This is a genomic window from Brachybacterium sp. AOP43-C2-M15 (genome assembly GCF_052446295.1).
In the GTDB taxonomy this organism is placed as follows: Bacteria; Actinomycetota; Actinomycetes; order Actinomycetales; family Dermabacteraceae; genus Brachybacterium.
Window position 1 is genome coordinate 1 of record NZ_JBQSWB010000022.1, and the last position, 24,280, is coordinate 24,280.

Below are 24,280 nucleotides of genomic sequence, written 5' to 3' on the forward strand. Positions count from 1 at the left end.
CGGGTCCGTGCGCCGGCCGGGTCCCCCCGGGGGGCACCCGCCCCTTCTCGTCGTCGTGGCGAGGTCCGGCGGCGCTGAGGCAGGTGCGCGGTGCGCGGTGCGAGGTGCGCTGTGCGCGGTGTGAGGTGTGAGGTGCGAGGTGCGCTGTGCGAGGTGCGAGGCGCGAGGTGCGCCGTGGGAGGTGCGGAGCGCTGTGCGCGGTGCCGCCGTGCGCGGAACGCTGTGCGAGGCGTGCCGTGGGGAGGGCGCGGAGTGTGCGAGGCGCGCTGTGGGAGGCGGGGATTGCGAGCCGCGAGCCGCGAGACGCTGAGTACGAGGCGCAGCGCCGTGCCATCAGCTGCGGTGCGGGCGACGCGCCGATCTGGAGTCGGCGGATCCCCCGATATCTACCGAGTCTGGGCGATTTCGGTGGAACGGAACAGCGTGTCCCGACTAGCGATGGAGCGGACGTGGACGGGGTGGACGGGTGGGCCCGGTGCCCGGGGTGGCCGGACTCGCCGGGCGGACGGTGGGGGTGGGCACAGTGCCCGGGGCGGGCCGGGTGGGCCGCTGCCGCGGAGCCGTGGTCGCAGGAGCGGGACGACCTCGGCACGGGCGGTGCTGGTCAGCGGTCGGTGAGGTGGATCAGCAGTGCGCCGGCCAGGGCGTCCTCCGCCCGGGGCGCCGGCACCTCCCGCTCCGCACCGTCCCTCCGGACGAGGGTCACGGCGAAGCTGCCGTCCCCGGCGCGGCGCAGCGCGAGGAAGGCGTCGCCGAGTGCTTCGCGCAGCTGGTCCTCGCGGGGGATCCACAGCGCCTCGTGCTGCTCCACGGAGTCCAGCGCCCATTCGGTGGTGCCGTTGAACCGGAACACCTTCCCGCCGGTGCGGCTGAGCCCACGTTCGATCACCATCGAGGAGAGCATGAAGCTCTCCTCCCGCAGGAGCTCGTTGTCGATGACGAACCGGTCCCCGTCGGCCGGTTCCCAGACCAGCCCGGCGTCCCGGAGGCGGCGTGCGATGTCGATGTCGATCATGACCCGACCCTATGCCCGCACTGCCGCCGGACGGGGTGACGGGACGCCGAAGGGGGAACGGACGTGCCGACGAGGTGAGGTGCGGGCGGGGAGCGGACCGTGCCGACCGGGTGAGGTGCGGGCGGGCGGGCGGGGAGTGGACCGTGCCGACGAGGTGAGGCGCGGCCGGCGGACGACGGAGATGCCGCGGGGCCACGGACACGGGGACGTGCAGGCGGGGCGACGGACGGCGGCAGCCGGCAGGAGAGCAAGCACACACGCCTCGGTCGGGCCCTGCGGGGTGACATGCACGGGTGCGGGAGCGTAGTCTTGAGCAGTTGGCGGAGAACTGCGCCCCGCACCCCTGGGTGTCGGAGCCCGGACCTCCGTGACTGGATCCGGTACCACCAGGTCCGTCCTCGTCGGAGACCTCGCACCTGAGGCGAACGCCCCGCGTTCACCACGCCAGTGCCTGAGTCCGGCAGAGGGTTTTTTGGTGCCCGGGACCGGTCGCCGGTGACGGCCGTGGTCGCAGCAGCGGCCGAGGCGGCTCCGGTGCAATGCGCAGTGTCCAGATTCCGTTCCGCCAGGCTCGGCCTGCCCGCTCCCGCGAGCAGGAAGAGAACCGGTGAGACGATAGGAGAACGAGTGATTCAGCAGGAGTCGCGACTGAAGGTCGCCGACAACACGGGTGCCAAGGAGATTCTCTGCATCCGTGTTCTCGGTGGCTCCGGTCGCCGTTACGCCAGCATCGGCGACACCATCGTGGCGACCGTCAAGGACGCCATCCCCGGTGGCAACGTCAAGAAGGGCGACGTCGTCAAGGCGGTCGTCGTCCGCACGTCCAAGGAAGTCCGTCGCGTCGACGGCTCCTACATCCGCTTCGACGAGAACGCGGCTGTCATCCTCAAGACCGACGGCGAGCCGCGCGGTACCCGCATCTTCGGCCCTGTCGGCCGCGAGCTGCGTGACAAGCGCTTCATGAAGATCGTCTCGCTGGCACCGGAGGTGCTGTGACATGGCAAAGATGAAGATCAAGAAGGGCGACCTCGTCCAGGTGATCACGGGTCGCACCAGCGACGGCGACAAGGCCGCCGCGCGCGGCCTCGAAGCCGGCGACAAGGGCAAGCAGGGCCGCGTCCTGCAGGTGTTCCCCGATACCCAGCGCGTGCTGGTCGAGGGCATCAACCGCCGCACCCACCACGTCAAGCCCAACCAGGCCGGCGGAGCGGGCGGCATCGAGCAGCGCGAGGCACCCCTCCACGTCTCGAACGTGGCCCTGGTCGACCCGGAGGACAACAAGCCGACCAAGATCGGCTACCGCGTCGAGACCGTCGAGCTCGACAACGGCCGCACCAAGCAGGTGCGCGTCCGCGTCGCCAAGCGCTCCGGGAAGGACATCTGAGATGAGCGAGACCGCCACCCAGGCGCCCACCCCGCGTCTGAAGAGCAAGTACAACGAGACCATCAGGACTCAGCTGACCGAGCAGTTCGGCTACGAGAACTCCATGCTGGTGCCCGGCCTGACCAAGATCGTCGTGAACATGGGCGTCGGCGACGCCGCTCGCGACTCCAAGGTCATCGACGGCGCCATCAAGGACCTCGCGGCGATCACCGGCCAGAAGCCCCAGGTCACCAAGGCCCGTCGGTCCATCGCGCAGTTCAAGCTGCGCGAGGGCATGCCGATCGGCGCCCACGTCACCCTGCGCAACGCCCGGATGTGGGAGTTCCTGGACCGTCTGCTGTCCACGGCCCTTCCCCGCATCCGTGACTTCCGTGGCCTGTCCCCGAAGCACTTCGACGGGAACGGCAACTACACCTTCGGTCTCACGGAGCAGGTCATGTTCCACGAGATCGACCAGGACAAGATCGACCGCGTCCGCGGTATGGACATCACGGTCGTGACCACCGCGAAGACCGACGACGAGGGACGCGCGCTGCTCAAGCTGCTCGGCTTCCCCTTCAAGGAGAACTGATATGGCGAAGACAGCCCTGATCAAGAAGTCGGAGCGCAAGCCCAAGTTCGCGGTGCGCGCCTACACCCGGTGCCAGCGCTGCGGTCGACCGCACTCGGTCTACCGCAAGTTCGGCCTCTGCCGTGTCTGCCTTCGCGAGATGGCTCACCGCGGAGAGCTCCCCGGCGTCACCAAGAGCAGCTGGTAAGGACTACCGCCAGAGGTCCCCGGTCGCATTCATCGCGACGGCGGGAAACCAGGTGAGGAAGAAGCAACAGACATGACCATGACCGACCCGATCGCGGACATGCTCACGCGGATCAGGAACGCCTCCGGGGCGTACCACGAGACCGCGTCCATGCCGTACTCGAAGTTGAAGGCCCGCATCGCGGACATCCTGAAGGCAGAGGGCTACATCCTCGGCTGGCGCGAGGAAGAGGCCGAGGTGGGCAGCAAGCTCGTCCTCGAGCTCAAGTACTCCGACAGCCGTGAGCGTGCCATCTCCGGGATCCGCCGCATCTCGAAGCCCGGCCTGCGTGTGTACGCGAAGTCCACCAACCTGCCCAAGGTCCTCGGCGGACTGGGCGTGGCGATCCTGTCCACGTCCTCCGGCCTTCTGACCGACAAGCAGGCTGCCCAGAAGGGTGTAGGTGGGGAAGTCCTCGCCTACATCTGGTGAGCGGGAGAGGAGAACAGCTATGTCCCGCATCGGACGCCTGCCGGTCGCAGTGCCGGCCACTGTCCAGAACGTCACCATCGAGGATCGCACCGTCACGGTGAGCGGTCCCAAGGGTGAGCTCACGCACGAGGTGCCGGCTCCCCTCACCGTCGAGCGCGGTGAGGACGGCACCATCGTGGTCAGCCGCCCCGACGAGGAGCGCGAGAACAAGGCCCTCCACGGCCTGACCCGCACGCTCATCAACAACATCGTCCTCGGTGTCACCGAGGGCTTCACCAAGAAGCTGGAGATCGTGGGGACGGGCTACCGCGTCACCGCGAAGGGCACGGACCTCGAGTTCGCCCTCGGCTTCTCCCACCCCGTCACGGTCAAGGCGCCCCAGGGCATCACCTTCACCGTCGAGTCCCCGACCAAGTTCTCGGTCAGCGGCATCTCCAAGCAGCAGGTGGGCGAGGTCGCGGCGAACATCCGCAAGATCCGCAAGCCCGAGCCCTACAAGGGCAAGGGTGTGCGGTACGCCGACGAGGTCGTGGTCCGCAAGGCCGGAAAGGCTGGTAAGTGATCATGGGTTACGCACTCAAGCACACCAAGGGCAACCGCGGCAGCAAGCTGCGTTCGCGCGGCCGCCGTCACCTGCGCGTCCGTCGTCGCGTCGTCGGCACCGCCCAGCGTCCCCGCCTGGTGGTCACCCGCTCGTCGCGTCACGTGTTCGTCCAGGTCGTCGACGACGCCCTGGGGAAGACGCTCGCGTCGGCCTCGACCATGGAGGCGGACCTGCGCGCCAGCGAGGCCACCAAGTCGGACAAGGCCCGCTCCGTCGGCGCCCTGGTCGGCGAGCGTGCCAAGGCCGCCGGGATCGACTCCGTCGTGTTCGACCGCGGCGGCAACAAGTACCACGGCCGTGTGGCCGCCGTCGCGGACGGCGCCCGCGAGGCCGGACTGGCGCTGTGATCGCCGCCCGGACACAGGACGAGAAGAGGATCTGAATATGGCTGCACAGCAGCGGAACAACGGTCCCGCGGCCTCCGGCCGGCGGGACGACAGCACCAACAACAGCACGAGCAACGATCGCGGTCGCCAGGGCGGTGACCGGGGCGGTCGTCAGGGCGGTCGCGGCCGTGGACAGGATGCCGAGAAGTCGGCGTTCCTCGAGCGCGTCGTGAGCATCAACCGCGTCTCGAAGGTCGTCAAGGGCGGCCGTCGGTTCTCCTTCACCGCCCTCGTGGTGGTGGGTGACGGCGACGGCACCGTCGGCGTCGGCTACGGCAAGGCCAAGGAGGTGCCCGCGGCGATCTCCAAGGGCGTCGAGGAGGCGAAGAAGAACTTCTTCCGCGTCCCGCGCATCCAGGGCACCGTCGTGCACCCCGTCCAGGGTGAGGATGCGGCGGGCGTCGTCCTGCTGCGTCCCGCCGCCCCCGGCACCGGTGTGATCGCCGGCGGTCCGGTCCGCGCCGTGCTCGAGTGCGCCGGAGTGCACGACGTGCTCTCCAAGTCGCTCGGCTCGACCAACGCGATCAACATCGTGCGGGCCACCGTCGACGCGCTCAAGCAGCTCGAGGAGCCCGAGGCCGTGGCCGCCCGTCGCGGTCTCTCGGTCGAGCACGTCGCCCCGGCGGCGCTCCTGCGGGCCCAGGCCGAGGGTCGCGCCGCGGCCCGTGCGGAGAAGGTGGGTGCCTGATGCAGATCAAGGTGACCCAGGTCCGTTCCGACATCGGCGGCACCAAGAGCCAGCGAGCCACCCTGCGCGGCCTCGGCCTCAAGCGCATCGGTGACACCGTGGTGAAGGACGACCGCCCTGAGATCCGCGGCATGATCCGCACCGTCACCCATCTGGTGACGTTCGAAGAGGTGGACTGACATGACTGATTCCCAGCAGAGCCCGCTGAAGCTCCACGACCTGCGCCCCGCGCCCGGGTCCAAGACCGCACGCACCCGCGTCGGCCGTGGTGAGGCTTCGAAGGGCAAGACCGCAGGTCGCGGCACCAAGGGCACCAAGGCCCGCTACCAGGTGCCGATCGGCTTCGAGGGCGGGCAGATGCCGATGCACATGCGGCTGCCCAAGCTCCGCGGCTTCACCAACCCGTTCCGCGTCGAGTACCAGGTCGTGAACCTGGCGACCCTGCAGGAGCTGTTCCCCGAGGGCGGCACCGTCACGGTCGAGGATCTCGTCGCCAAGGGCGCCGTGCGCAAGAACCAGCCCGTCAAGGTGCTGGGCTCCGGCGACGTGAGCGTCAAGCTCGACGTCACGGCGCAGAAGTTCTCCGCCTCGGCGGAGCAGAAGATCGCGGCGGCTGGCGGGTCCGTCACCTCCGCGTGAGTCTCTTTTGACGGGGCACCGCGGCGCAGAATACTCTGCACCGCGGTGCCCCGTCGTCATATCCCGACGTCCCGTCGGGGCCGGTCCCCGGGCCGTGCAGATCTTGCGGCACCGGGACGGAACGCATCGCCCTCGGTCGTGTCGCCGTCGGTCCCGTCCCCCGGACCTCCAGGAGGGAAACTGGTGAACTCGCTCGTGCGCGCGCTGCGCACTCCCGAGCTGAGAGCGAAGATCTTCTTCACGCTCGGCCTGATCGCGGTCTATCGCCTCGGCGTCTTCATCCCCACCCCGGGATTCGACGCCACCAACGTGATGATCTGCGCCGATCAGGCCGCCTCGGCCGGCGGCTCCAACGTCCTGGGCATGATCAACATGTTCTCCGGCGGAGCCCTGCTGCAGCTGTCCATCTTCGCCCTGGGCGTCATGCCCTACATCACCGCCTCGATCATCGTGCAGCTCCTGCGCGTGGTGATCCCGCGCTTCGAGGCCCTCCACAAGGAGGGCGCCTCCGGCACCGCGAAGCTCACCCAGTACACCCGCTATCTCACCATCGGGCTCGCCGTCCTCCAGGCGACCACGATCATCACCCTGGTGCGCTCGGGCAACTTCTTCGTGGGCTGCACCCTCGAGCTGGTTCCCGACCAGTCGATCCCCGCCCTGCTGCTCATGGTGATGACCATGACCGTGGGCACCGTCCTGATCATGTTCATGGGCGAGATGATCACCGAGCGCGGCATCGGCAACGGCATGTCGCTGATGATCTTCACCTCGATCGCCGCCTCCTTCCCCGGCTCCTTCGGCCAGGTCTTCCAGATGCAGGGCTGGCTCACCTTCTCGCTGGTGATCCTGGTGGCCCTGGTGGTCATGGTGGGCATGGTCTTCGTCGAGCAGTCCCAGCGGCGGATCCCGGTCCAGTACGCCAAGCGCATGGTGGGCCGACGGATGTACGGCGGCACCTCGACCTACATCCCGGTCAAGGTCAACCAGGCCGGCGTCATCCCCGTCATCTTCGCCTCGTCCATCCTGGCGCTGCCGCAGATGGCGACCTCCTTCGGCGATCCGGAGGACGGCTGGGTGCAGTGGGTCAACTCCCACCTCGTGCTCGGCTTCTCCTTCTCCTGGATCTACGCGGTCGTCTACGTGGCACTGATCGTGTTCTTCGCCTTCTTCTACACCTCGATCACCTTCAACGCGGAGGAGATCGCCGACAACATGAAGAAGTACGGCGGCTTCATCCCCAACGTCCGCGCGGGCAGGCCCACCGAGCACTACCTGCGCTACGTGATCAACCGGATCCAGTCCGCCGGCGCCGTCTACCTCGCAGTGATCTGCCTGATCCCGCTGTTCGCGCTCGTCTACCTCGGGACCTCGCAGGACTTCCCGCTGGGCGGCGTGTCCCTGCTGATCATCATCGGCGTCGGACTCGACACCGTGAAGCAGATCGATGCGAAGCTCCAGCAGCACCACTACGAAGGGATCCTCAGGTGAGCACCCCCACCTCCGACGCCTCCTCCGCCCCGGCCCGCCGACTGCTGATCGTCGGCCCGCCCGGAGCGGGCAAGGGCACCCAGGCCGTGCGCATCGCCGAGCAGCTCGGCATCCCGGCGATCTCCACCGGGGACATCTTCCGGGCCAACGTCTCCGGGCAGACCGAGCTCGGCGTGCTCGCGAAGTCCTACATGGACAAGGGCGAGTACGTGCCGGACTCGGTGACCAACGACATGGTCCGCTCGCGCCTGGCGGAGGACGACGCCCGGGGCGGCTTCCTGCTGGACGGGTACCCCCGCACCCTCGACCAGGTCGAGGCGCTGGACGGCATGCTCTCCGAGCTGGGGACGGGCCTGGACCGGGTGCTGCTGCTCGTGGTCGAGACCGAGGAGGTCGTGGGCCGCCTGGTCGCCCGCGGCGCCGAGCAGGGCCGCAGCGACGACACCGAGGAGACCATCCGGCGTCGCCTCGAGGTCTACGCGGAGCAGACCGCCCCGCTGATCGACGTGTACGACGCGCGGGGCCTGGTGCGCCGGGTCGACGGCATGGCCTCGATCGACGAGGTCACCGCCGCGCTGCGCGAGGCCCTCGCCGGCCGATGAGCATCCTGCCCGAGCGGGTGGAGCTGAAGACCCCCGAGCAGATCCTGGTCATGCGCCGCAGCGGGCAGCTGCTCCATCGCGTGCACGAGATGCTCGCGGAGCGGATCCGCCCCGGGATCACCACCGACCAGCTCGACACCCTCGCCCATGACATGATCCGGGACGAGGGCGCGACCCCGAACTTCCTCGGCTACCAGGGCTATCCGGCGACGCTGTGCATCAGCGTCAACGACGTGGTGGTGCACGGGATCCCCGACGACCGCCCCCTCGAGGAGGGCGACGTCGTCTCGATCGACGGCGGCTGCATCGTCGAGGGCTGGCACTCGGACGCCGCCCGCACCCACATCGTGGGCAGCCCGCGCTCGGTCGCCGACGAGGATCTGGTGCGCATCACCGAGGACGCCCTCTGGGCGGGCATCGCCGCTCTGGCGTCGGCCGAGCGGGTGGGCGAGGTCAGCGCCGCCATCGAGGACTGCGTCGCCGAGGCGGCGGGGGAGTCGCTCTCGCACCTCGAGGGCTTCGGCGGCCACGGCATCGGCACCGCCATGCACCAGCCCCCGGACGTCATGAACTACCGCACCCGCTCGCGCGGGGCCCGTGTGCGCCCCGGCCTGTGCGTCGCGATCGAGCCGATGCTGATCCAGGGCCCCGGCAACTGGGAGCTCGAGGACGACGACTGGACCGTGCGGGCCACCGGCGGCGGCCGGGCGGCCCATGCCGAGCATTCGGTCGCCGTCACCGACCGGGGCCTGCTGGTGCTGACCGCAGGGGACGGCGGAGCCGCCGAGCTCGCTCGGCGCGGCGTCGTCGCCGCCCCGGACCCCCTGGCCGACGGCGCCGGCGGAGATGCCGCCGACTGAGACGCCGCCGACTGAGACGCCGGGGAACGGGCAGCGCCCGCCGCGGCCCGGTCGACTGTGACGTGACCGGCGTCATCGCCCCGTCCCCTCGCCTGAACCGGGGGGCGCGTGTAGGCTGGTCCATCGGGTGTGCTCCGCGCGCGTCGTCCGCATCGCAGGTCGTGCAGTCCCGTCGCGCCGACAGGTCGACCGGCTCCGCCGTGTCGGCCAGCGAGGCAGAGGACATGTCGCGGACTCACCCTCCAGGGCACCGGACCGTCGCCGACGGTCGGTGCGCACAGCCTGACGGCTCGGCCAGCCCGGGACGTCAGGATCGCGGAACTCGGCCCCGGCACCGCCGGAGGCGAGAGATTGGGGAGGCATGGCGAAGAAGGACGGCGTGATCGAGGTCGAGGGCACGGTCACGGAGGCGCTTGCGAATGCACGTTTCCGCGTCGAGCTCGACAACGGGCACATGGTGCTCGCGCACATCTCCGGGAAGATGCGCCAGCACTACATCCGCATCCTTCCCGAGGACCGTGTGGTCGTCGAGCTGAGCCCCTACGACCTCGACCGGGGCCGCATCGTGTACCGCTACAAGTGATCGTCCCGGGAGAAGGAACGCAATGAAGGTCAAGCCGAGCGTCAAGCCGATCTGTGACAACTGCAAGGTGATCCGTCGCCACTCGCGAGTCATGGTCATCTGCTCGAACCCCCGTCACAAGCAGCGCCAGGGCTGAGCGACGTGCTGCGCGACCGAGGGAGCGGCGACGAACGAGTCGTCCCCGAGGTCGAGCGGCAGGAGCTCAGCGCCAGGTCGCAGGGCTGAGCATCCGCTCCTCCCGGCAGCTGCCGTGACCGCCGCCCCGTGCGGCCGCCCCGACAGGGGCACCCGTCCGATCCGTCGGACACACAATAGAAGAACCGACACCACCGGCCATCGGCCGGCCACCCGCAGCGCGGAGGCTGCGGCGTCCTGGGACAGACCGGGGCGAGGTGTCGGATCAGGCCTCCGAGACAGTAGGAGTATCTGCACATGGCACGTCTGGTGGGAGTGGACCTTCCGCGCGAGAAGCGCCTCGAAGTCGCCCTGACGTACATCTTCGGCGTGGGCCGCACCCGCGCCCAGGAGACCCTGGCCGCGACCGGCGTCTCCGGTGACCTCCGGGTGCGCGAGGTCAGCGACGAGGACCTCGTCAAGCTTCGTGATCACCTCGAGGCGAACTACATGATCGAGGGCGACCTGCGCCGCGAGGTCGCCGCCGACATCCGCCGCAAGGTCGAGATCGGCAGCTATCAGGGCCTGCGCCACCGTCGCGGGCTCCCCGTGCGCGGTCAGCGCACCAAGACCAATGCGCGCACCCGCAAGGGTCCGAAGCGCACGGTCGCCGGCAAGAAGAAGGCTCGCTGATCAGCGCAGCCCGCTGATCGGCCGCCCGGCTCCGTCTCCGGAGCCCGCAGTCACTTCGCGCCGCTGAGGGATCCGGCGCACCCCATACCCACCAGAGGAGTTCTGCCGCATGGCAACCAAGACCCGTCAGGCCGCTGCGCGCAAGCCGCGCCGCAAGGACAAGAAGAACGTCGTCAACGGCCAGGCCCACATCAAGAGCACGTTCAACAACACGATCGTGTCCATCACGGACCCGGCCGGCGCCGTCATCTCCTGGGCCTCCGCGGGCCAGGTCGGCTTCAAGGGCTCGCGCAAGTCGACGCCCTACGCCGCACAGATGGCCGCCGAGGCCGCCGCGCGCCAGGCGCAGGACCACGGCATGAAGAAGGTCGACGTCTTCGTCAAGGGCCCGGGCTCCGGCCGCGAGACCGCGATCCGCTCGCTCACGGCGACCGGCCTCGAGGTCGGCTCGATCCAGGACGTCACCCCGCAGCCGCACAACGGCACCCGCCCGGCCAAGCGCCGCCGCGTCTGACCTCGTCGGTCACGGCGGAGCCCCAGCACTCCGTCCCGGCCGACCCGTGCCGGGCGGGGCCGCGCCGCGCCCGGCACCCTGGACACCACTCACCTTCTAGGCCCACCGCCCCCTTCTGAGCGTCATATGGCGGACGCTCGCGGAAAGGATCCACAGTGCTCATTGCACAGCGCCCCACGCTGACCGAAGAGGTCGTGTCGGACAACCGCTCACGGTTCGTCATCGAGCCGCTCGAGCCGGGCTTCGGCTACACCCTCGGCAACTCCCTGCGCCGCACCCTGCTGTCCTCCATCCCCGGCGCCGCGGTCACGTCGATCCGCATCGACGGCGTGCTGCACGAGTTCAGCACCGTGCCCGGCGTCAAGGAGGACATCACCGAGGTCATCCTCAACATCAAGAACCTCGTCGTCTCCTCGGAGAACGACGAGCCCGTCGTGATGTACCTGCGCCGTGAGGAAGCCGGTCGCGTCACCGCCGCCGACATCACCCCGCCGGCCGGTGTGGAGATCCACAACCCCGACCTGCACATCGCGACCCTCAACGAGAAGGGCCGTCTGGAGATCGAGCTGATCGTCGAGCGCGGTCGCGGCTACGTCTCCGCCGCGCAGAACAAGGGCGTGGACGGCGAGATCGGCCGGGTCCCGGTGGACTCGATCTACTCGCCCGTGCTCAAGGTGACCTACAAGGTCGAGGCGACCCGTGTCGAGCAGCGCACCGACTTCGACAAGCTGATCGTGGACGTCGAGTCCAAGCCGGCCATCTCCCCGCGCGACGCGGTGGCCTCTGCCGGCAAGACCCTCGTCGAGCTGTTCGGCCTGGCCCACGAGCTGAACCAGGAGGCGGAGGGCATCGAGATCGGCCCCTCGCCCACGGATCAGGCCCTGGCCGCCGACCTGGCGCTGCCGATCAACGACCTCAACCTCACCGTGCGGTCGTACAACTGCCTGATGCGCGAGGGTGTCCACACCGTCGGCGAGCTGACCGCCCGTTCCGAGGCCGATCTGCTCGACATCCGCAACTTCGGCCAGAAGTCCATCGACGAGGTCAAGGCGAAGCTCGCCGACCTCGGACTGTCGCTGAAGGACTCCCCGGCCGGCTTCGACCCGTCGGCCCTGGACTCCTACTCCGACGACTTCGGCGATCAGTACTGACCTTCATCTTCACCAAGGAGAACGACCATGCCTGCACCCACCAAGGGCGCGCGCCTCGGCGGATCCCCCGCGCATGAGCGGATGATCCTCGCGGGTCTCGCCACCGAGCTCTTCCGCCACAAGGCGATCACCACCACGGAGACCAAGGCCAAGCGCCTGCGTCCCCACGCCGAGCGTCTCATCAGCCAGGCGAAGAAGGGTGACCTCGCCTCCCGTCGCCGCGTGATGCAGACCATCCGCGACAAGGGCGTCGTGCACGTCCTGTTCGAGGAGATCGCACCGACCTTCTCGGAGCGTCCCGGCGGCTACACCCGCATCACCAAGATCGGCCCCCGCAAGGGCGACAACGCCCCGATGGCCGTCATCGAGCTGGTCACGGAGGAGTACTCCCCGAAGCAGGCCGTGGTGAAGGAGGCCGAGGGCGCCGCCAAGAGCGCGTCCACGGCCGATGACACCGCCGCTGCCGAGGAGACCGCTCCGGTCGAGTCCGCCGAGGGCTCGCAGGACGCGGCCGAGGAGAAGCCCGAGGCCTGAGCCTCGTCGCGACGGGCTCCGGCCCCGCAGCACAGCACCACGCCGAGGGCGGGTCGCCGGGAGAGATCCCGACGGCCCGCCCTCGTCGAGCGCCCGGACGTCTCCGGATCGTGACCCTCGTCCCCGATGGCAGAGCGCGGAGCGTGGGCTAGCGTGTCGAGGGCCGCGGTCCTCGCCCCCGCTCCCGCGCCGGTCCCGGGACCCGGCCCCGCCCTGCCGTCCCACCCGCCCGGAGCCCGATCCCATGCCTCGAAGGTCCTCGCCCGCCTCCCGCCCCGCCTCCCTCCCCGCCGCCCGCGCGGTCGCTGCCCCCACTGCTGCTCGTCCGCTCACGTCGCTGAGCCGCCGGGCCCTGCTGGCGGGCACCGCGGCGACGGCCGTCGCCGTTCCCGCCGGCGCGGCCGTGCTCGCGCCCGCACCGGCCCTGGCCGACCCGGCGGTGACCGACGGCCGCACCCGTGTGGTCGACGTGCCCCTCGCCGAGGTGCCCCTCGTCGAGGAGGACGGTGCCGCGGTCCGTGACCTCGCCGAGCAGCCGGCGACGATGATCGGGGTGACCTGGCCCCCCGAGACCGATGCCCCGACGGTGCGTGCCCGGGGGCTCGACGGCGACGGCACCTGGACCGCGTGGATGCCGCTCGAGACCGAGGAGGATCCCGAGACCGGTGAGGATGCCGCGGGGACCGAGGCCGGCTGGCTCGGTGCGGTCTCCGCCCTGCAGATCCGCGCCGAGCTCGACGGAGAGGACGTCACGGAGTCCCTGGTCGCCCGCGTCGTGACGACCTCGCCCGCTCCCACGGACGAGAGGGTCGCGGAGATGAGCGGTCCCGATGCACGCATCGGCCAGGACGAGCAGGCGCGGAGGGCGAGCACGGGCGCGGCGGCGGCCGTCAACCCCGTCACCCCCGAGCTCGGTCCCGGCGCGCCCGCCTACGTCTCCCGCGTCTCCTGGGGCGCGGACGAGTCCGCCGTCCGCGGCACGAGCAGCGCGAGCCGGCTCAAGGCCGTGATCATCCATCACACGGCGGGCACGAACTCCTACACCTCGGCGCAGTCCGCGCAGATCGTCCGCGGGATCCTCGCCTACCACACGGAGTCCCTGGGCTGGGCGGACATCGGGTACAACGTGCTGGTCTCGAAGTACGGCCAGATCTTCGAGGGCCGCAGCGGCGGCCTGCACCGCCACATCGTCGGCGCCCACGCCTACGGGTTCAACACCGGCTCCTTCGGCATCTCGGTGATGGGCGACCACAGCGCGACCGCGGTCCCGAGCGCGGCGCGCTCGGCGGTGTCCGGTCTCGTGGCCTGGCGGCTGCTGAGCACCTTCCAGACGGAGGTGCGCGGCACCGCGAGCTGGACCCCCGGCAGCGGCACCCGCTTCCCCGAGGGGGTGCCGGTCACGCTGCCGAGGATGCTGGGACACCGCGACGTGAACCACACCGAGTGCCCGGGGCAGCGCCTGTACGACCAGTTCGGCGCGATCCGGGACGAGGCGCAGGCCGCCGTCGACGGCGGATGGACCACGCACCTGCGTGCCTACGAGCGCGGCGGGGGCTCCGAGGTGCTCGGGCCCGTGGTGCGCACCGCGCACGTGCTGCGCGCCCCCGAGCGCGACCGCGTCTACACCGTGACGGTGACCGGCGACGGGCTGGTCCTCGATCAGGGCGGGGCCGCCACCGCCTACGTCTCGCCGATGGCGGGGGAGTGGACGGCGTCCTGGGGCCGGCCCGCGGGGCGGCCCTCCGCGGACGGCGACCGCACCGTGCAGGCCTTCTCCTTCGGGATGGCCGCCCTCGAGGACGGCGCCGTCCGCTTCGTCGAGCCGGGGTTCGCGGACGTCCCTCCCGGTCGGGCCTTCTTCCTCGACATCGCCGACCTGGTGGAGGCGGGCGTCGTGAACGGCTTCGGGGGGACGGAGTACCGGCCCGACGAGCTGCTGCGGCGCGACCACCTGATCGTGTTCCTCCACCGGGCCATGGGATCGCCGGCCTCGACCCCTCCCGTCGACTCACCGTTCTCGGACGTGCCGACGAGCCATGCCTACTACCGGCAGATCACCTGGGCGCAGGAGCAGGGCATCGTCACCGGGCGCGCCGACGGCACCTTCGAGCCGGCCGAGACGGTGCGTCGCGACCACCTGGCCACCATCCTCTGGAACGCGGCGGGGCGGCCGTCCGCACCGGCGGGAGGCCCGTACACGGACGTCCCGGCCACCCACCCCCACGCCTCCGCGATCAGCTGGCTCGCCGAGACGGGCATCACCCGCGGCTACGCCGACGGCCGGTACCTGCCGGGCAGGCGGGTGCCGCGGGACCAGATGTCCGCGTTCCTGATCCGCTGGATGCGGATCACCGGACGCCTCTGAGCCGTGACGGAGCCCGTCGGGCAGGGGCCCGGCGGCCGGGGGCCCGGCGGGCTGTGCGGGGAGCGGCGCGGTCAGGTCAGCCGAAGTAGCGCGGGAGGGTCCCCTCGCGCAGCTCCCGCAGCTCGCCGACGGCGAAGGCGCCGACCCCTGCGAGGTCCAGTCCGGCGCCACCGGTGGTGCCGAGGGCCAGCACGGGCACGCCGTGCTCGGCGGCCAGGGCGCCGAAGCGCTCCTGGTGGGCGGCCGGGACCGCGACCAGGGCGCGGGCCTGGGACTCGGAGAACAGCGCCGAGGCGAGGTCCACGCCGTCCCGCTGCGTGAGCTCCGTGAGATCCACCGCGGCGCCGGTGCCGAAGCGCGTCACCGACTCCACCAGAGCCTGGGCGAGGCCGCCCTCGGAGAGATCGTGCGCGGCTGCGGCGAGGCCCTGCTCGGCCGCGCCGATCAGCACCCGGGCCAGGGCGCGCTCCGCCTCCAGATCGACCCGCGGGGGCAGGCCGCCGAGGTGGTCATGGGCCACCTGGGCCCAGGCGGAGCCGGAGAGCTCCTCCCTCGTGGTGCCCAGCAGCAGCACCGTGAGCCCGTCCTCCTGCCAGCCGGAGGGGACGCGGCGGGCGACGTCCTCGAGGACGCCGAGCACGCCGACGACGGGGGTGGGGTGGATCGCGGAGTCGATCCTGCCGGGCTCCCCGGTGGAGTTGTAGAGCGAGACGTTGCCGCCGGTCACCGGGACCTCGAGCGTCGCGCACGCCTCGGCGAGACCGCCGATGGCCTCGACCAGCTGCCACATCGGGCCCGGGTCCTCGGGGGAGCCGAAGTTCAGGCAGTCGGTGACCGCGAGCGGCACCGCGCCGGCGGTGGCGACGTTGCGGTACGCCTCGGCCAGGGCCAGCTGGGCGCCGGCGCGCGGGTCGAGCTTCGTGTAGCGGCCGTTGGCGTCGGTCGCGAGCGCGACCCCGCGACCGGTGGTCTCGTCCACGCGCAGCACCCCGGCGTCGTCCGGCATCGCGAGCGCGGTGCTGCCGCCCACGTAGCGGTCGTACTGGTCGGTGACCCAGCCCTTCGAGGCGAGGTTGGGGGAGGCGATCAGCGCGCGCAGCGTCGCGGCGAGCTCCTCGGCGGTCCCCGGGCGGGGCAGCGCCTCGGCGGTGTCGGCCTGCAGCGCGTCCTGCCAGTCGGGGCGGGCGTAGGGGCGGTCGTAGACGGGGCCGTCGATCGCGACGGTGGAGGGATCCACGTCGACGATGCGGTGCCCGTCGTGATCGATGGTGAGCCGCCCGTCGCCGGTGACCTCGCCGATCACGGCCGCCTCGACGTCCCACTTCGCGGTGATCGCCTGGAACTCGGCCAGCTTCTCGGGGCTGACCACGGCCATCATCCTCTCCTGCGACTCGCTCATCAGGATCTCTCCCGCGGTGAGGGTGGGGTCGCGCAGCAGCACGTTCTCGAGATGGATGTGCATCCCCGAGCTGCCGTTGGCGGCCAGCTCGCTGGTGGCGCAGGAGATGCCGGCGGCGCCGAGGTCCTGGATGCCCTCGACGGTGCCGGCGGCGAACAGCTCGAGGCAGCACTCGATGAGCACCTTCTCCATGAAGGGGTCGCCCACCTGCACGCTCGGACGCTTGACGGGGCCGCCCTCGTCGAAGGTCTCCGAGGCCAGGATCGAGGCGCCGCCGATGCCGTCGCCGCCGGTGCGGGCGCCGAACAGCACCACCTGGTTGCCGGCGCCGGTGGCCGAGGCCAGGTGGATGTCCTCATGGCGCAGCACGCCCAGGGCGAGGGCGTTGACCAGCGGGTTGGTCTGATAGGCGGCGTCGAAGACGGTCTCGCCGCCGATGTTCGGCAGGCCCAGGGAGTTGCCGTAGCCGCCCACGCCGGAGACCACGCCGTGGACCACGCGGGCGGTGTCGGGGTGATCGATCGCGCCGAAGCGCAGCTGGTCCATGACGGCGACGGGGCGGGCGCCCATCGAGATGATGTCGCGCACGATGCCGCCGACGCCGGTGGCCGCGCCCTGGTAGGGCTCGACGTAGGAGGGGTGGTTGTGGGACTCGACCTTGAAGGTCACCGCCCAGCCGTCGCCGATGTCGACGACGCCCGCGTTCTCGCCCATGCCGACGAGCAGCTTCTCGCGCATCGTCTCGGTGGTGTGCTTCCCGAAGGTGCTCAGGTGCTTCTTGGAGGACTTGTAGGAGCAGTGCTCCGACCACATCACCGAGTACATGGCCAGCTCCGCGTTGGTGGGGCGGCGCCCGAGGATCTCGCGGATGCTGGCGTACTCGTCGTCCTTGAGCCCGAGCTCGGCGAACGGCTGCGCCTGCTCGGGCGTGGCCGCGGCGTTCTCGACCGTGTCGACGTCCGCGGCCGGGCCGTGCTGGGTGGAGGGGGCGTTCTCAGCGGTCATCGCGGGGTCGGATCCGTTCGTCACGAGGGCTGGGGGACCGGCGGGCCCGGGACCCGGCGCGGCTCCCCCAGTCTACGAGCGCGGCGCGCCCCGAGGGCGCCGTGGAGCGAGGGCTGAGACCAAGGCGGCACGGGGCGCGCGACGGGTCAGCGTCTCCCGGCGCGCTTCTCCGCGTCCCGCCGCGCCCTCTTCTCCCGGTCGCGCAGGGTCTTCTCGCTGACGGGCGCGTCGTTCCCGGCGCGCTGGGCGCGGAAGTAGGCGGCCGCCTCGTCCTGCCGCTCCTGCTCGCCGCCGAGCGCGATCGGCGCCCGCACGTGGCCGGGGCGGATGTCGAAGGCGGCGATGAGGTCCAGCACGTGCGGGCGCAGCCGCCACAGAAGGCGGCGCAGGTCGCCCTCGATCTGGCGTCCGCGCTGGGAGGAGATCATGCCGCTGAGCAGGAACCAGGCGAGGTCGTCGTTGATCGCGGTGAGCCCGAACAGGTCGCGCACGTCCGTGAGCACGGCGCGCGACCCCTCGTCCTCGAGTCCCTCGATCCCGGTGGTGAAGGCGCGCCAGCGCACCAGGTCCGCGTGGGCCCGGGCGGCGTCGAGCATCTCCACCTGGTGCTTGTTGACCTCGGCGGCCGCGTCGGCGGGGCTCATCTTCGCCGCGCCCCGCAGCGCGAGGGCGACCTCCTCGACCTTGACCCGGGCACGGTCGGCGAGCATCTCCTCCTGGAACTCGGCCTGCCTCATCGAGTCGAAGGCGCGCCGGGCGTTGCCGCGGTCGGCCACGCTCTGCCCGAGCCGGGCCCAGGGGGTGTGGCGCTTGGCGAGCACCTCGGCGCGCTGGGAGATGAAGCGGCCGATGCCGGCGCGGTCCACGCTCTTCAGCTCCGAGGTGTAGTCCGAGAGCAGGCGCTTGGCGACCAGCTGCAGCAGGATCGTGTTGTCGCCCTCGAAGGTCGCATAGACGTCGAGGTCCTGGTGCAGGCCCACCAGCTGGTTCTCCGCCATGAAGCCCGATCCGCCGCAGGCCTCGCGGCACTCCTGGATGGTGTCCAGGGCCAGGCGGGTGGAGGTGGGCTTGAGGGTCGCGGCGAGGGTCTCGAGGTCCTCGCGGGAGTCGGGGTCCTCGGCCCGCCCGGAGAACACGTCGTCGAAGGCCTGCAGCAGCTGCTCGTGGGCGAAGGCGCCGGCGTAGGTCGCGGCGAGCTTCGGCAGCAGGCGGTGCAGATGGGCCTGGTAGTCCATCAGCACCGTCTCCCGGGTGGGGTCGGCGGCGGTGAACTGGCGGCGCTGGGTCGCGTAGGTGATCGCGATGTGCAGCGCGAGCTGGCTCGCGCGCACCGCGGACCCGTCCAGCGAGACGCGACCCTGGACGAGGGTGCCGAGCATGGTGAAGAAGCGGCGCCCCGGGGACTCGATGGGTGAGGTGTAGGTGCCGTCCGGTGCCACGTCGCCGTAGCGGTTCAGCAGGTTCGTACGGGGCACGCGCACCTGGTCGAAGGCGAGGCGGCCGTTGTCGATGCCGTTCAGCCCGCCCTTCTCGCCGTCGTCCTCGCTCGAGACGCCGGGCAGCAGCTCGCCCTCCGCATCGCGCACCGGCACGTAGAAGCAGTGCACGCCGTGGTCCACGCCGTTCGTGATGAGGCGGGCGAAGACGGTGGCCGCCCGGGCATGGATCGCGGCGTTGCCGAGGAAGTCCTTCCAGGCGGCGCGGAAGGGCGTGTGGATCACCCATTCGCCGTCCTCCCCGCCGGAGGGGTCGTAGGTGGCCGTGGTCGCGAGGGACTGCACGTCGGAGCCGTGGCCGATCTCGGTCATCGCGAACGCGCCGGGGGTCTCCAGGCTCATCGCCGCGGGCACCCAGGCCTTCTGCTGCTCCTCGTTGCCGAGCTGCACGATCGCCGAGGTGAACAGGCCCCACTGCACCCCCGCCTTGATCTGCAGGGAGGGATCGGCGACGACCAGCTCCTCGAAGCCGGCGACGTTGCCGCCGTTGTCGTTGGGGCCGCCGAGGTGCTCGGGCAGCATCGCGAGCGAGACGTTCTCCTCGGCGAGCAGCTGCAGCTGCTCGAAGACGCGTTCGCGGTGCTCGGCGACGGTGGCGTCCACGGGTCGGTGCAGCTCGGGGCGGGCGGCGCGCTCGCGCGCGGTCCGACGCACCTCGGCCCACCGGCCCAGCAGGGCCTCGCTCACGTGCTCGACGTCCAGGCGCGGCGCGCCGCCGGGCGGCACCGGGACGGGGCCGGTGGGGTTCGCGGTGGTGGGTCGGTCGGCGAGGGCGCCGTCCTCGGCGGCGGGCGCGTCGGCGGCGGGTGCCTCGGCGTCGACGGCGGCGGCGGGCGAGAGACGGGAGTCGGGGGTCATGCGTGCAGTCCCTTCATGAGCCAGGTGACCAGGTGGGTCACGAGCTGGTCGGCGGTGAGCGGAGCGGGGTCGGGGGCGGAGGTCTCGAGGTCGCCGAGATCGGAGATCGTGGCGTCGGGCCCGTCGTCGGTGCCGGGCCCGTCGTCGGTGTCGGTGTCGGTGTCGGGCTCGTCGTCGGCGCCGGTCTCCTGGCCGGTCATCCAGTTGTCCACGGCGCGCTCGACGAAGCCGACCGCGCCGTGCGCCCACACCTGCGGTGCGGGGACGTCGGCCGGCAGGAAGGTGGCGACCAGGCGCGAGACCGAGGCGAGGAAGTGGTTCAGCCCGTCGCTGGGACGGGTCACGAAGCGGTAGACGCCGGGGGAGCGCTGGGCGGTCTCGACGTAGGCGCGGATCATGGCGTGGATGCGCTCGTCGGCCTCCGGCTCCCGGCCCACACGGGCCTCGAGGGCCCGCATCTCCTCGAGCAGCTTGCCGTGCATCGTGGACAGGATGCTGCGGCCCAGCGCACGCTGGAGATGCGCCTTGTCCGCGAAGTAGCGGTAGACGATGGACTTGGACGTGCCGGAGGCCGCGGCGATGTCCTCCATCGTCACGTCGGGACCCTTCTCATGGATGAGGTGCCGGGCCACGTCCAGCAGCTCGGCGCGCCTCTCCTCCCGGTGGCGGGCCCAACGGGCCGAGCGGCCGTCCACGGGGGCTTGCATCGTCGCATTCACGGAACCTAGGGTATCAAGTACCGTCGGTTCTATGTAAAGTCCTCTCCGACGACGACCTCCGGACCGCGCCCCGCACGGGCGCCGCGGCCCGACCACCGCAGTGACCACGAAGAGGTGCACACAGTGACCGATCACCCGCGAGACGCCCTGATCCTCGGCGGCAACCGCATCCCGTTCGCCCGCTCCGGCGGCCCCTACGCCGGCATCTCCAACCAGGACCTGCTCACCGCCGCGCTCGACGGGCTCGTCGCCCGCTACGGGCTGCAGGGCGAGAAGCTCGGCGAGATCGCCGGCGGCGCCGTGCTCAAGCTCGCCGGCGACCTCAACCTCACCCGCGAGAGCGCGCTGGGCACGCCCCTGGACCCGCGCACCCCCACGGTCGACATGTCCAAGGCCTGCGCGACCAGCCTCGAGACCGTCGTCCACGTCTCCAACCGCATCCAGCTCGGCCAGATCGACTCCGGGATCGCCTGCGGCGTGGACTCCGCCTCGGACTCCCCGATCGAGGTCACCCCGCGCCTGCGCCGCATCCTCCACCGCGCCTTCGGTGCGAAGACCGCCATGCAGCGCGTCAAGGCGCTCAGCGCGATCCGCCCCGCCGACCTCGCCCCGGTCCCGCCCCGCAACGGCGAGCCCCGCACCGGGCTGTCCATGGGCGAGCACCAGGCATTGACCACCGCCCAGTGGGGCATCAGCCGCCAGGACCAGGACGAGCTGGCGCTGGCCTCCCACCGCAATCTCGCCGCCGCCTACGACACCGGGTTCTTCGACGACCTCGTCACCGGCTACCGCGGCCTCGCGCGCGACCAGAACCTGCGCGCCGACTCGACCCTCGAGAAGCTCGGCGCCCTGAAGCCGGTCTTCGGCGTGAAGGCGCCCCAGGTCGCCGAGCCCAGCATGACCGCGGGCAACTCCACCCCGCTCTCCGACGGCGCCTCCTCGGTGCTGATGGGCAGCGACGACTGGGCCGACGCCCATGGGCTCACCCCGCTCGCGCGCGTGGTCGACGCCCGCAGCGCCGCCGTCGACTACGTGCACGGGGACGAGGGCCTGCTCATGGCTCCCGCCTACGCGGTGCCCGAGCTGCTGGACGCCAACGGCCTCACCTTGCAGGACCTCGACCTCTACGAGATCCACGAGGCCTTCGCCTCGACGGTCCTGACCACGCTGAAGGCCTGGGAGTCCGAGGAGTTCTGCCGGGAGCGGCTGGGCCGCGGCGGGGCGCTCGGCAGCATCGACCGCGACAAGCTCAACATCGCCGGCTCCTCCCTCGCCGCCGGCCACCCCTTCGCCGCCACCGGCGGCCGCCTGGTCGCGACCCTCGCCAAGCTCCTGCACGAGCGCGCCGTGGAGACCGGCCGCGTGCAGCGCGGACTGATCTCCGTCTGCGCCGCCGCCGGGCAGGGGACGGTCCTGCTGCTCGAATCCGTCACCGACTGATGCCGACACCCCGGCGCCGGCCCGCCCGGCGCTCCCGCTCCTGACCCGGAGGTTCCCATGACCGATGCCTACACCCGCTTCATCCGCTCGACACCCGGCGGGCTCCTGGCCAAGCAGCTCGGCCTGCCGCGGCCCTCGAGACTGCTGCGCCGCGAGGACCGGCCCGAGCCGGTCCTCGGCCCCGTCGTGGTCCTCGGCGCCTCCGCGGGCGCCGACCGGATCGCCCACCTGCTGCTGGACCAGGGCGCCGACGTGCGCCGTCGCTTCGACGAGCTGCGCAGCGTCGGCTCCGTGGTCCTGGTGGCCGACGAGCTCGAGGCCCCCGCGGACCTGGGATCCCTCGTGCTGCCGCTCGCCGGGGCGATGCGGACCCTCGCCCCCGGTGCCCGCGTGGTCACGATCTCCCGGCCCGCGTCGACGGAGGAGGCCTCCCGAGCCGCGGCCCGCGGCGGCGTGGAGGGCTTCCTGCGCTCGCTGGCCCATGAGATGCGCGGCGGCGCGACCGCCAACGGGATCCTGGTCCGGGACGGCGTGGAGCTCGACGCCCCGGCGGTCCTCGGCGCGCTGCGGTTCTTCCTCTCCTCCCGCAGCGCCTTCGTCACCGGCCAGTTCCTCACCGTCTCCTCGACGGACGGCAGCGCGAGCGAGAACGCCACGCTGCCCCTCGCGGGCCGCACCGCCCTGGTGACCGGCGCCGCCCGCGGCATCGGCGCCGCGATCGCCCGCACCCTCGCGGCCGACGGCGCGCAGCTCGTGGTGCTCGACGTGCCGGGCGCCGGCACCGAGCTCTCGCGCCTGGCCAACGAGCTGCGGGCGGTGCCGATCCAGCTGGACGTCACCTCCGCCGGAGCGGGGGAGCGGCTGGTCGCCTTCCTCCGCGAGCGCGGGCTGAGCCTCGACGCGGTGGTGCTGAACGCCGGCATCACCCGCGACAAGCTGCTGGCCAACATGACCGCGGACCGCTGGGACCCGGTGCTGGCCGTGAACATCACCAGCCAGATCGCGCTCACCGACGCGCTCCTCGAGGCCGGGGACGTGCTCGGCGAGCAGGTGCGGGTGGTCTCGCTGGCCTCCACCAGCGGCATCGCCGGCAACCGCGGCCAGACCAACTACGCCGCCTCCAAGGCCGGGGTGATGGCCTTCGTCGACGCGCTCGCCGCCCGTCTCGCACCGCTCGGCGGCACCGCGAACGCGGTCGCCCCCGGCTTCATCGAGACCGAGATGACCGCCAAGATCCCCGCCCTGACCCGCGAGGTCGCCCGCCGCGCGAACTCCCTCCAGCAGGGCGGGCTGCCCGTCGACGTCGCCGAGGCGATCTCCTTCCTCGCCTCGACGGAGGCCGGCGGGATCCGCGGCGAGACGCTGCGCGTGTGCGGCCAGAACATGGTGGGGAGGTGAGCGCCGCCGTGTCCAGGACCGCCCAGGAGCACCCGAGGGAGCGGATCAAGGACCTCTCCGACGTCCCCTCCTTCCCCGCCGTCTACGCCGCGGCGCTCGATCCCCGGTCCGCGCGAGGCCGGGGCCGCGGGAAGCCCTCGCTCCCGCAGACCGCCTACCGGGTGAGGAAGGTGCGCATCGACGCCGAGCGGGCTCGCGACTTCGACCACCTGATGGGCGGGCCCGCCACCGACCTGGTCCATCCCGGGGTGCTGCACGTGCTCGCCTTCCCCATATCGCTCGCGCTCATGGCGCGGCGCGACTTCCCCTTCGCCCTGCTGGGCCTGGTGCACCTGCGCAACCAGGTGCTCCAGCACCGTCCCGTCCGGGTCGGCGAGCTGGTGGACGTCGAGTGCCGGGTGCGGGACCTGCGCCCGCACCGCAAGGGCCGCACCTTCGAGGCGGTCTCGACGATCCTGGGCGAGGACGGGGAGATCATCGCGACCGATGTCTCGACCTATCTGGTCCGCGGCGACGCCCCGACCTCGGGGGAGCCCTCGGGCACCGTCCCGTCGTCCGCGGCCTCATCAGACGCTGCGCCGTCGGACGCTGCGCCGTCGGACGCTGCACCGTCGGCCGCCGGGGACGGCTCGGGCCCGCGCCGGGAGTTCACCGCGCCGCGACCGACGGGTCGCTGGAGCCTCGCGGCGGACATCGGCCGCCGGTACGCGGCGGTCGCCGGTGACGTGAACCCGATCCACATGTCCGCGCTGAGCGCGAAGGCCTTCGGGTTCCCGCGCGCGATCGCCCACGGCATGTACACCGCCTCGCGAGCCTTCACCGAGTCGCGGGTGGACCTCTCCCGGCCGCTGCGCTGGGACGTGTCCTTCGACGCGCCGGTGACCCTGCCCGGGTCGGTGCTCGTCGCCTACTCGGACGACGCCGACGCGGGCTCGGTGCGCTGCGTGGGCTGGCGCGCCGGTCGCGGGGAGAAGGGTCCGCGACGCTGCTTCGAGGTCGAGGTGACGACGTGGGAGCGGTGAGCCGGATGAGGGCGCCTGCCGCGACGAGGACGACAACTCCGTCTGGGGCGACCGCCGCGAGCTCGGTCGCACCGGCTTCTCCCGGCTCGAGAAC

Annotated in this window: 27 protein-coding genes; 23 read left to right on the top strand and 4 right to left on the bottom strand. The window is 71.6% G+C overall.

All coding sequences use genetic code 11. From position 1 onward, the window contains the following. Window positions 1–604 precede the first annotated feature (604 nt). A complete protein-coding gene (locus tag ACT3SP_RS17015; RefSeq protein WP_444588487.1) occupies window positions 605–1,015 on the bottom strand; it encodes a hypothetical protein in 411 nt (136 codons plus the stop codon). A gap of 627 nt (window positions 1,016–1,642) precedes the next feature. Between ACT3SP_RS17015 and rplN the strand changes: the two genes are divergently transcribed. The 20 genes from rplN to ACT3SP_RS17115 all read left to right on the top strand — a co-directional run bounded on the left by rplN (window position 1,643) and on the right by ACT3SP_RS17115 (window position 14,849). Further along, window positions 1,643–2,011: a 50S ribosomal protein L14 gene (gene rplN, locus ACT3SP_RS17020; RefSeq protein WP_102235363.1), complete on the top strand. Its 369-nt coding sequence runs from the start codon at window positions 1,643–1,645 to the stop codon at window positions 2,009–2,011. Between the two features lies 1 nt (window position 2,012). Then, a complete protein-coding gene (gene rplX / locus ACT3SP_RS17025) occupies window positions 2,013–2,399 on the top strand; it encodes a 50S ribosomal protein L24 (RefSeq protein WP_444588488.1) in 387 nt (128 codons plus the stop codon). Window position 2,400: 1 nt separating this feature from the next. Beyond that, window positions 2,401–2,970, top strand: a complete 570-nt coding sequence (gene rplE, locus ACT3SP_RS17030) for a 50S ribosomal protein L5 (RefSeq protein WP_444588489.1) — start codon at window positions 2,401–2,403, stop codon at window positions 2,968–2,970. A 1-nt stretch (window position 2,971) separates the two neighbouring features. Beyond that, on the top strand, window positions 2,972–3,157 hold the full coding sequence (locus ACT3SP_RS17035) for a type Z 30S ribosomal protein S14 (protein ID WP_010550318.1): 186 nt from the start codon (window positions 2,972–2,974) through the stop codon (window positions 3,155–3,157). A gap of 72 nt (window positions 3,158–3,229) precedes the next feature. Further along, window positions 3,230–3,628 (top strand): 30S ribosomal protein S8, encoded by a 399-nt coding sequence (gene rpsH / locus ACT3SP_RS17040; RefSeq protein WP_444588490.1) that lies wholly within the window; start codon window positions 3,230–3,232, stop codon window positions 3,626–3,628. A 19-nt stretch (window positions 3,629–3,647) separates the two neighbouring features. Further along, on the top strand, window positions 3,648–4,190 hold the full coding sequence (rplF, locus tag ACT3SP_RS17045; protein ID WP_444588491.1) for a 50S ribosomal protein L6: 543 nt from the start codon (window positions 3,648–3,650) through the stop codon (window positions 4,188–4,190). Window positions 4,191–4,192: 2 nt separating this feature from the next. Further along, entirely contained in the window at window positions 4,193–4,579 is a 387-nt protein-coding gene (gene rplR / locus ACT3SP_RS17050) for a 50S ribosomal protein L18 (protein ID WP_444588528.1), read from the top strand. 37 nt (window positions 4,580–4,616) lie between these two features. Further along, the gene (gene rpsE, locus ACT3SP_RS17055; RefSeq protein WP_444588492.1) at window positions 4,617–5,306 is read left to right on the top strand and encodes a 30S ribosomal protein S5; all 690 of its coding nucleotides are present in this window, start codon (window positions 4,617–4,619) and stop codon (window positions 5,304–5,306) included. Then, window positions 5,303–5,485 carry a 50S ribosomal protein L30 gene (rpmD, locus tag ACT3SP_RS17060; RefSeq protein WP_157975593.1) on the top strand — a complete coding sequence of 61 codons (183 nt, stop codon included), beginning with the start codon at window positions 5,303–5,305 and terminating at the stop codon, window positions 5,483–5,485. Before rpsE ends, rpmD begins: the two co-directional genes overlap by 4 nt. A gap of 1 nt (window position 5,486) precedes the next feature. Continuing rightward, window positions 5,487–5,945 (top strand): 50S ribosomal protein L15, encoded by a 459-nt coding sequence (gene rplO / locus ACT3SP_RS17065; RefSeq protein ID WP_444588493.1) that lies wholly within the window; start codon window positions 5,487–5,489, stop codon window positions 5,943–5,945. A 183-nt stretch (window positions 5,946–6,128) separates the two neighbouring features. After that, window positions 6,129–7,433, top strand: a complete 1,305-nt coding sequence (gene secY / locus ACT3SP_RS17070) for a preprotein translocase subunit SecY (RefSeq protein WP_444588494.1) — start codon at window positions 6,129–6,131, stop codon at window positions 7,431–7,433. Beyond that, window positions 7,430–8,035 carry an adenylate kinase gene (locus ACT3SP_RS17075; protein ID WP_444588495.1) on the top strand — a complete coding sequence of 202 codons (606 nt, stop codon included), beginning with the start codon at window positions 7,430–7,432 and terminating at the stop codon, window positions 8,033–8,035. The genes secY and ACT3SP_RS17075 overlap by 4 nt, the downstream gene beginning before the upstream one ends. Further along, window positions 8,032–8,895 (top strand): type I methionyl aminopeptidase, encoded by an 864-nt coding sequence (gene map, locus ACT3SP_RS17080; RefSeq protein ID WP_444588496.1) that lies wholly within the window; start codon window positions 8,032–8,034, stop codon window positions 8,893–8,895. The genes ACT3SP_RS17075 and map overlap by 4 nt, the downstream gene beginning before the upstream one ends. A gap of 361 nt (window positions 8,896–9,256) precedes the next feature. Next, a complete protein-coding gene (gene infA, locus ACT3SP_RS17085; protein ID WP_010550308.1) occupies window positions 9,257–9,478 on the top strand; it encodes a translation initiation factor IF-1 in 222 nt (73 codons plus the stop codon). 22 nt (window positions 9,479–9,500) lie between these two features. Continuing rightward, a complete protein-coding gene (rpmJ, locus tag ACT3SP_RS17090) occupies window positions 9,501–9,614 on the top strand; it encodes a 50S ribosomal protein L36 (protein ID WP_010532506.1) in 114 nt (37 codons plus the stop codon). 296 nt (window positions 9,615–9,910) lie between these two features. Then, window positions 9,911–10,285 (top strand): 30S ribosomal protein S13, encoded by a 375-nt coding sequence (gene rpsM, locus ACT3SP_RS17095; protein WP_444588497.1) that lies wholly within the window; start codon window positions 9,911–9,913, stop codon window positions 10,283–10,285. A 109-nt stretch (window positions 10,286–10,394) separates the two neighbouring features. Continuing rightward, window positions 10,395–10,799 (top strand): 30S ribosomal protein S11, encoded by a 405-nt coding sequence (gene rpsK, locus ACT3SP_RS17100; RefSeq protein WP_444588498.1) that lies wholly within the window; start codon window positions 10,395–10,397, stop codon window positions 10,797–10,799. Between the two features lie 155 nt (window positions 10,800–10,954). Continuing rightward, window positions 10,955–11,950, top strand: a complete 996-nt coding sequence (locus ACT3SP_RS17105) for a DNA-directed RNA polymerase subunit alpha (RefSeq protein WP_444588499.1) — start codon at window positions 10,955–10,957, stop codon at window positions 11,948–11,950. Window positions 11,951–11,977: 27 nt separating this feature from the next. After that, window positions 11,978–12,484: a 50S ribosomal protein L17 gene (gene rplQ, locus ACT3SP_RS17110; RefSeq protein ID WP_444588500.1), complete on the top strand. Its 507-nt coding sequence runs from the start codon at window positions 11,978–11,980 to the stop codon at window positions 12,482–12,484. 244 nt (window positions 12,485–12,728) lie between these two features. Continuing rightward, a complete protein-coding gene (locus ACT3SP_RS17115; protein ID WP_444588501.1) occupies window positions 12,729–14,849 on the top strand; it encodes an S-layer homology domain-containing protein in 2,121 nt (706 codons plus the stop codon). Window positions 14,850–14,925: 76 nt separating this feature from the next. Here the strand turns inward: ACT3SP_RS17115 and purL are convergent, their stop codons facing one another. From purL to ACT3SP_RS17130, 3 genes are all read right to left on the bottom strand, one after another. After that, window positions 14,926–17,253 (bottom strand): phosphoribosylformylglycinamidine synthase subunit PurL, encoded by a 2,328-nt coding sequence (gene purL, locus ACT3SP_RS17120; RefSeq protein WP_444588502.1) that lies wholly within the window; start codon window positions 17,251–17,253, stop codon window positions 14,926–14,928. A 146-nt stretch (window positions 17,254–17,399) separates the two neighbouring features. Then, complete coding sequence (locus tag ACT3SP_RS17125) at window positions 17,400–19,607, bottom strand: acyl-CoA dehydrogenase family protein (RefSeq protein ID WP_444588503.1); 2,208 nt, start codon at window positions 19,605–19,607, stop codon at window positions 17,400–17,402. Then, the gene (locus tag ACT3SP_RS17130) at window positions 19,604–20,326 is read right to left on the bottom strand and encodes a TetR/AcrR family transcriptional regulator (RefSeq protein WP_444588504.1); all 723 of its coding nucleotides are present in this window, start codon (window positions 20,324–20,326) and stop codon (window positions 19,604–19,606) included. Before ACT3SP_RS17130 ends, ACT3SP_RS17125 begins: the two co-directional genes overlap by 4 nt. Before the next feature lie 123 nt (window positions 20,327–20,449). Here ACT3SP_RS17130 and ACT3SP_RS17135 point away from each other — a divergent pair, with 123 nt between their 5' ends. From ACT3SP_RS17135 to ACT3SP_RS17145, 3 genes are read left to right on the top strand one after another with little or no spacing between them, the layout of a single operon-like run. After that, complete coding sequence (locus ACT3SP_RS17135; RefSeq protein WP_444588505.1) at window positions 20,450–21,766, top strand: acetyl-CoA C-acetyltransferase; 1,317 nt, start codon at window positions 20,450–20,452, stop codon at window positions 21,764–21,766. A gap of 57 nt (window positions 21,767–21,823) precedes the next feature. Beyond that, window positions 21,824–23,164, top strand: a complete 1,341-nt coding sequence (locus ACT3SP_RS17140; protein WP_444588506.1) for a 3-oxoacyl-ACP reductase — start codon at window positions 21,824–21,826, stop codon at window positions 23,162–23,164. Continuing rightward, window positions 23,161–24,186 (top strand): MaoC/PaaZ C-terminal domain-containing protein, encoded by a 1,026-nt coding sequence (locus tag ACT3SP_RS17145; RefSeq protein ID WP_444588507.1) that lies wholly within the window; start codon window positions 23,161–23,163, stop codon window positions 24,184–24,186. The genes ACT3SP_RS17140 and ACT3SP_RS17145 overlap by 4 nt, the downstream gene beginning before the upstream one ends. Window positions 24,187–24,280: the final 94 nt, after the last annotated feature.